Source organism: Bacillota bacterium, from assembly GCA_040754675.1.
Classification (GTDB): Bacteria; Bacillota; Limnochordia; order Limnochordales; family Geochordaceae; genus Geochorda.
On record JBFMCJ010000283.1, the window covers coordinates 1 to 5,366 of the forward strand.

5 protein-coding genes are annotated in these 5,366 nt (G+C 68.1%); 4 read left to right on the forward strand and 1 reads right to left on the reverse strand.

Annotated elements, in window-relative coordinates:
• Positions 1–1,104 (reverse strand): ROK family transcriptional regulator (locus tag AB1609_14925; GenBank protein ID MEW6047751.1); only part of this gene is annotated, 1,104 nt, incomplete at its 3' end.
• Positions 1,105–1,405: 301 nt separating this feature from the next.
• Here AB1609_14925 and AB1609_14930 point away from each other — a divergent pair.
• From AB1609_14930 to AB1609_14945, 4 genes are all read left to right on the forward strand, one after another.
• On the forward strand, positions 1,406–2,218 hold the full coding sequence (locus AB1609_14930) for an SIS domain-containing protein (GenBank protein ID MEW6047752.1): 813 nt from the start codon (positions 1,406–1,408) through the stop codon (positions 2,216–2,218).
• 445 nt (positions 2,219–2,663) lie between these two features.
• On the forward strand, positions 2,664–3,524 hold the full coding sequence (locus AB1609_14935; protein ID MEW6047753.1) for an IclR family transcriptional regulator: 861 nt from the start codon (positions 2,664–2,666) through the stop codon (positions 3,522–3,524).
• Positions 3,521–4,471, forward strand: a complete 951-nt coding sequence (locus AB1609_14940; protein MEW6047754.1) for an ABC transporter permease — start codon at positions 3,521–3,523, stop codon at positions 4,469–4,471. Before AB1609_14935 ends, AB1609_14940 begins: the two co-directional genes overlap by 4 nt.
• A 22-nt stretch (positions 4,472–4,493) precedes the next feature.
• Positions 4,494–5,366: ABC transporter permease (locus AB1609_14945; GenBank protein ID MEW6047755.1), on the forward strand; the 873-nt coding region annotated here is incomplete at its 3' end.

The following is a 5,366-nucleotide window of genomic DNA, read 5'->3' on the forward strand; positions in this document are numbered from 1 at the left end:
CTCCTGGAGCGCGGGCAGGAACTGCGGGACGTAAGGGCTGATCGGTCCGCCCAAGAAGATGGCCTCGGGCGCAAGGACGGCAAAGACGTTGACCAGCGCCCGGGCGAGCAGCCGGACGCGCTCTGTCAGAAACTCGACCGCGCCGGGGTCGCCTGCGGCGAAGTTATCCACGAGGTTTCGAAGAACCGCGTCCGGGTCGGCGCTGCCCGGCCCGCGGTCGTGCAGCGTCCGTGCATAGTCCCGGGCCAGCGCAGGCAAGGAGATGCGGGACTCGAGGTCCCCAAAGTCGTTGGGCGAACCGTGCCAATCCTGATCCATGACCATGTACCCGATCTCGCCAGCCTGGTTGGACAGGCCCCGGTGAATCTGCCCGTTGAGGATGATGCCCGACCCGACACCGGTACCAATCGAGACGAAGACAAAGCTCTTGTAGCGGGCCCCGTCCCCGAATCGCCACTCCGCTAAAGCCGCGGCATTCACGTCGTTGTCCACGACAACGGGGATACCCAGCTCTTGCTCGAGCAGGTAGCGGACCGGCGTTCCCGTCCACCCCACCGCAGGGGCGAGCGTCACTTCGCCTGTCTCAGGGTCAGTGACCCCGGGCGCGGCGACACCCATCCCCAGAACCTCGGGGTGCTTGCCCGCAGCCTCAGCCAACAGCCGGCGGGCAGCCGAAACCAGATGCCGGACCACCTCGTTGCCTCTCGCGGTCGCAGGAATCGTAAAACGTTCCTCCGAGAGGCAGGTGCCGTCGAGGAGGAACAGGCCGAGCGCGGCGCTGGTGCCGCCCAGGTCGGCGGCGAGTACGGTGGCGCGTGCCGGGTTTGCTCGTAACAGCATCGGGCGGCGGCCCCCCGTCGAGACCCCTTCACCGTGCCACGCGACCAGGCCGGATGCCAGCAGATCGCTCACGATCTCCGAGACCGAGGGCATGCTCAGCCCCGCCTGGCGAGCCAGGTCGGCCCGCGAGATGGGCCCGTGCCGCTCGATCAGCTCCAAGACCACGCGGCGGTTGGTGGCGCGGACGTCGCCACCCCTGACAATGCTACCCGCCACACCGGGCCGACGGCTTCGCAAGCGCTCCACCCACCGCCGGGAAGGCAACTTTGTTTGGCTTCCTAAGTTTCTCTTCCCGGCGCCTATGTTTGCCCAGGACAGGAAAATCCCTTCTGGGAATCCGGGAAACATGCTCAGCCGGACCCTGGCTCCCTCTGCTGCCAACCATTCGTCAAGGCTTGAGGTGAGAGGGCCCGTGCTCGGAGCTCTGGCAGAGGAGTCTTGGGCCTTGCGGCAAAGAACCGTTCCAGGAGAAGGCCCATCGACACGCCTCTCCGGGACGTACCCAACAGGAACCGTACGAAAGCGGGCGAGCCGGGCAACCCGTTCGAAAGGCAGGCGCAAGAGGATGACAGAAGCAGGTAAGGAAGCGGTCGGGCCAAAATCCGGGATGACCGGCGGGGCTGCAACGGACGCCCCGGCAAGCGCAGCGGAAAGCTATTGGGATGCCGTTGAAAACCTGTGGCAAGAGGTTCGGGCAGCCGAAAGCGCCGCGCTGCAACGTGCCGCTCGCACGGTTGCCGAGGCCGTCATGGCCGGGCGCAACATCTGGGCGTTCGGGGCGACCCACTCCAGCCTGCTGACCGGGGAACTCGTGTACCGGGCCGGCGGCCTGGCAATCATCAACCCCATCTTCGCCCCAGGCCTCACGGTAAACGAACGCCCGCTCCCCCGCACCTCAACCCTCGAACACCTGTCTGGCTATGCCGAAGTGGTACTCTCGGGCGTTCCGGTGGGCGAGGGCGACGTGCTGCTCGTTTTCTCGACATCGGGGCGCAACGCGGTTCCCGTGGAGATGGCGATGGCCGCCCGCTCCCGGGGCGCGACGGTCGTTGCCTTTACGTCAAAGAGGTATGCCGTCGTCGCGCCGCCCGACGACCCGCCAGGGCGATATCTGCATGACGTGGCGGACATCGTCGTCGACACACACGTTCCCGTGGGCGATGCCGCCGTGGTGGTCGCCGGGATGGACATGCCGGTAGGCCCGGCATCGACCGTCGTTGGCGCTCTTCTCGCGAACGGGCTGGTCTGCCAGGTCGTCGAAGATCTGGCGCAACGGGGCGTCAGGCCGCCGGTGTTCGTGAGCGGCAACGTGCCGGGCGGCACTGAGGCGAACCGCCAGACCCTCACAGCCTACCGGGGCCGCATCCATTACATGTAGCTTTACCGCCTCACCCTGCGCCGGCGCCCTGGAGGCTTCCGCCTGCGGCACGGGCTCGACGACTTCGGCCAGCGCCGTGTCCGGCCGGCCCTGGCCGTCCGGATTGCCTCCCCGATCCCAACCGCCGGCGCAGCCACAACAGGTGCCCCTTCGGCCGGCCCAGCTGACGCTTTCAACATCGCCACACCGCAGAAGGCTACCTGCCAGGACAACCCCCGGCGGGTACGAGAAGCGCGCGTGTTTTTTGTGTACTTGCGCGAACGGTGGAGGAGTAAGGCCTCGGCCGTCGAACACCGCCCGAAACGTTAGGCACAATGGAACGTTGGTTTATTGGCTATAACCCCCTCTCCCGGCGCCCCGGCCCGCCGAGGGGATCGCCTCCGCTCGGCGCCGGGTGGCGGGGTTGAGGCAACTGCCAACCGGGGCAAGGCCGGAAGGGAACGGGATGGCGATGGCCCACGCCGGCGTACCCGAACTCCAAAGGAAAGCGCCAGAGGCATACGCGATCGCAAGCGTGGACAAGGCCATCCAGCTGCTCTTCGCGCTGGCTCGCTGGCCTGGCGACGGGACGGCCGGCGTGTCCGAACTGGCGCGCCGGCTCGGCCTCACCAAAAACCACGTCTACCGCCTGCTTCGAACCCTCGAACGCCATGACCTGGTGGAGCAGGAGCCCGGCGATCGCCGGTACCGCCTGGGGCCGGGCATGCTGGCCCTGGGCGCGACGGCCCGAGAGCGGATGAGCCTGGTTCGGGCGGCGCGTCCGGTGATGGATCACCTGGCCGGCGTCACCGGTGAGTCCGTTCACCTGATTGAACGCCACGGCCTGGCGGCCGTCGTGGTGGACGTGCGGGAAAGCGCCAAACCGGTGCGACTCACCGCACAGGTGGGCGGGCGCTACCCCCTGCACGCCGGAGCTTGTCCCCAGGCCATCCTGGCCTTTCTTCCCGCCGAACAGCGGGAGCAGGTGCTGGCGCAGCTTCCTGCCCTACCTCGCTATACGCCGCGCACGGTGCTCGACCCAGACCGGCTGCGCCAGGTCCTGGCGGCGGTCCGGGAGCAGGGCTTTGCCGTCAGCGACGAGGACGTGGACGTCGGAGCCCGGGGCGTCGGGGCGCCGATCTTCGATGGCTCCGGGTATCCAACCGGCGCCATAAGTGTGGCCGGGCCCTCGTTCCGGCTTGCGGACGGCGTCGTCGAGCGCTACGGCGCGCTCGTAAAACAGGCGGCGGCCGAGATTACGGCCCGACTCGGGGGCCGCGAGCACGCCCTGCGTGAGACCCCTGGAGGCGGGTCACAAATCCCATGACGCGGTACCTCGTGCGCCGCATCGGTATCATGTTGCCGGTGCTCGTCGGCATCACGTTCGTCAACTTCCTCATCATCAACCTGGCGCCGGGCGACGCCGTGGACCTGATGATCAACCCGACCATGAGCGAGGCCGACCGCATGGCCCGGCGCCAGGCGCTGGGGCTCAACGACCCGTTCGTGGTGCGCTACGCGCGCTGGCTCCGGGAGCTGGTCACGGGCAACCTGGGCTTCTCGTTCACCACCTATGAGCCCGTCGCGCACCGGATCGCCGAGCGCCTGGGGCCGAGCCTCTTGTTGATGGGTTCGGCGTTTTTGGTGGGCTACGCCGTGGCCATACCCCTCGGCGTGCTTTCGGCCCTTCGCCCGTACTCGTGGGTGGATTACGCCACCGGCTTCCTCTCGGTGGCCGGCGTCTCCCTCCCGACGTTTTTCGTGTCGCTGGCCACGATCTACGTCTTTGCCCTGAAGCTCGGGTGGCTGCCGACGGGCGGCATGTACACGCTCGGGACAGAGCCCACATGGAGCGACCTGGCCCGCCACCTCGTCCTTCCGGCGGCCGTGCTGGCACTGGCCAACGTTGGTCTCGTCCTGCGGCTCACCCGGTCGAGCGCCATGGAGGCGCTGCGGCAGGACTACACCCGCACCGCGCGGGCGAAGGGGCTGCCGGAGCGGCGCATCATCTTTCGCCATGTCCTGCGTAACAGCCTCATCCCGGTCATCACCATGGCGGGCCTGCAGTTCCCCGCCCTCATCGGTGGGGCCGTCATCACGGAGCAGGTGTTCCAGTGGCCGGGGATGGGCTCGCTGACCATCCAGGCCATCCTCAGCCGGGACTATCCCACGCTCATGGCCATCAACCTGCTGGCGGCCATCGCCGTCCTGGCCGGGGGTCTGCTTTCCGACGTGCTGTACGCCGTGGTGGACCCGCGGATCCGCTACCAGTGAAGCCGGAGGTGAGATCGGACCGATGAGCGTCAACCCGGCGTTCAAAGCCGGCTCGCCCGCCATTGAGACCCCCTTGGGACCCGAGGGGGGCACCGCTTCCCGTTCGCTCCGGCAGAAAACGGGCGGGCAGTCATCTTGGGCTCTGGCGCTTCGCCGCTTCGTGCGCCACCGGCTGGCCGTGGCAGGGGTCGTGGTGCTGGGGCTCTTGACCGTGAGCGCCGTGGGGGCGCCGCTTTTCGCGCCGTACGACCCGACCGCCCTTGACCCCATGGCGTTTGGGGCGCCACCCTCGGCGGCACACCTGCTGGGAACCGACATGGTGGGCCGTGATGTCTTGAGCCGGCTGCTGTACGCCTCTCGGGTGTCGCTCCTGGTGGGGGTGGCGTCGGTGGGAATCAACGTGGCCTTGGGAACGCTGGTCGGCGGGGCCGCCGGGTTCGCGGGGGGCTTTGTGGATTCGGCGCTCATGCGCCTCACCGACGTCGTGCTGTCGTTCCCGTCACTCATGCTCATCCTCGTACTCGTGGCGATCCTGGGGCCGGGGCTCAACAATGTCATCCTGGTGCTGGGACTGTTGGGTTGGCCGCAGATCGCCCGGCTGGTGAGGGCCGAGGTGCTCCGGTTGAAGGGCCAGGAATTCGTGGCCGCGGCCCAAGCCATCGGGGTGCCGGACGGCCGCATCCTCTTCCGGCACCTGCTACCCAACGCCTTTCCACCCGTTCTCGTGGCGGCCACGTTTGGCACGGCGCAGGCCATCATCGCCGAGGCATCGCTCAGCTTCCTCGGGATGGGAGTTCAACCTCCCACCCCGAGCTGGGGCAACCTCCTGACCGATGCCCAGTCGATGGCCGTGCTGCAGGGAATGCCGTGGCTGTGGGCACCGGCCGGGCTGCTA

What these genes read in the sequence shown, in the direction of transcription:
- AB1609_14940 (MEW6047754.1), top strand. Translation starts at nt 3,521, where the DNA reads ATGACGCGGTACCTCGTGCGCCGCATCGGTATCATGTTGCCGGTGCTC.
- AB1609_14935 (MEW6047753.1), top strand. Translation starts at nt 2,664, where the DNA reads ATGGCGATGGCCCACGCCGGCGTACCCGAACTCCAAAGGAAAGCGCCA.
- AB1609_14930 (MEW6047752.1), top strand. Translation starts at nt 1,406, where the DNA reads ATGACAGAAGCAGGTAAGGAAGCGGTCGGGCCAAAATCCGGGATGACC.